This window comes from Mesorhizobium sp. L2C084A000, from assembly GCF_000502875.1.
Classification (GTDB): domain Bacteria; phylum Pseudomonadota; class Alphaproteobacteria; order Rhizobiales; family Rhizobiaceae; genus Mesorhizobium.
This window is the reverse complement of the sequence record NZ_AYWX01000048.1, coordinates 1-821: the sequence shown is the minus strand read 5'-3', so window position 1 is coordinate 821 and position 821 is coordinate 1. Positions and strand designations below refer to the sequence as shown.

Genomic DNA, 821 nt, shown 5'->3' with positions numbered 1-821 from the left:
TGTTTGATCCCAGGCTTTGATGGCGCATACTTTTCGTCCGAATCAAAGGATGCGCTATGGGCCAGGTTCTTCATGGGAGCGCCACGACGACAGAGGCGATCCGTCGAGCGATACAGCATAGTCAAGAGAGCCTGAGGGCGCTGGCGAAGCGCTACGGCATCAATCAGAAGACGGTTAGGAAGTGGAGGAACCGGACGTCGGCCGCCGATCTTCCGACTGGCCCCAGAGATCCGAAGTCGACAGTGCTATCGACTGAGGAAGAGGCGGTCATCGTCGCCTTTCGGCGTTATACGCTGCTGCCACTGGACGATTGCCTCTATGCTCTCCAACCGACGATCCCGCATCTGTCGCGGTCATCCTTGCATCGCTGCCTGCAGCGTCACGGGATAGGCAGGTTGCCGGATGTCGAGGGCGACAAGCCGGCAAGGAAGAAGTTCAAGGCCTATCCAATCGGCTACTTCCATATCGACGTCGCCGAGGTCCGAACCGAGCAGGGCAAGCTGCATATGTTCGTGGCCATAGATCGGACCTCGAAGTTCGCTTTCGTCGAGCTGCACGAGAAGGCAACGACAGCGGTCTCCGCCGATTTCCTGCGCCATCTTCTTGATGCTGTCCCTTACAAGATCCACACAGTGCTTACCGACAACGGCATTCAGTTCACGACCCCAGGTGCCGGCGGCTCGGCCGTTCCGCTGATCAAGGAAGCCATGGCGGCGGGAGAAATCATATGGGCGCACGCCTTCGAACATACTTGCGCCAAGGCCGATATCGACCACCGAACGACAAAGCCAAGGCACCCATGGACCAACGGCCAGGTCGAA

At 58.6% G+C, this 821-nt stretch carries 1 protein-coding gene; it reads left to right on the top strand.

Annotation, left to right across the window (positions count from 1 at the left end; genetic code table 11):
* Positions 1-56: 56 nt before the first annotated feature.
* The coding region (locus X735_RS01000000166665; RefSeq protein ID WP_032909652.1) for a DDE-type integrase/transposase/recombinase at positions 57-821 on the top strand (765 nt) is incomplete at its 3' end.